Here is a 607-nt window from a genome sequence, read left to right as displayed (position 1 = left end):
GCCGACCGCACTGCCCAACGCGACGGTGCGCGCACTCGGCGTGGTCACTGAACGGGGTTCGGCAAGAGTCACGTCAGCGCAGGCTATGCAGCCTCTGGACCACTCGGAAGGGTTGTCCTCAGGCTGAGGTAAAGGCGTCGGACCTCACTTGCTGACGGTGGCCCCGTGCACCAGGATCGCCGCCGTCTGCGCCACCCACTCGTCGTCGAGCTCACGCTCGGGCCACAGCAGCATCCGCAACATGGTCGACCCGCCGATCAGCTCCACCAGACGGTCCGGGTCGACATCCGGTTGCACCTCGCCGCGCATGATCCCGTCGACGATTCGGGCGCGCACCGTGACGAAGGTTCCCGCGAACCGCTGCATCACCCGGGCATTGAGGTCGGTGTCGGCCACGACGTCGGCCACCAGACCGGGCAGCGCCGCACGCATCACCGGGCTGGTGAACACGTCGCGCGCGGCACCGATCATCGCCCGGATGTCGGCGGCAATGTCGCCCGCCGGCGTCGTCAACGCCGTCGCGGCAGCGGCAGCCGGAAACACTGCTTCGTGCACCAACTCCGCCTTACTCGACCACCGGCGGTACAACGCGGTTTTGGTGGTCTGG

The 607-nt window shown here is 68.2% G+C and carries 1 protein-coding gene; it reads right to left on the bottom strand.

Going from position 1 to position 607, the window contains the following annotated elements; all coding sequences use genetic code 11:
- Positions 1-144: 144 nt before the first annotated feature.
- Positions 145-607 (bottom strand): TetR-like C-terminal domain-containing protein (locus tag H7J73_RS06250; RefSeq protein WP_264066404.1); only part of this gene is annotated, 463 nt, incomplete at its 5' end.

It is taken from the genome of Mycolicibacterium komossense (assembly GCF_025822605.1).
Lineage (GTDB): Bacteria > Actinomycetota > Actinomycetes > Mycobacteriales > Mycobacteriaceae > Mycobacterium > Mycobacterium komossense.
Note: the sequence above shows the minus strand (reverse complement) of the source record. Positions and strands in the feature narration are given on the sequence as shown.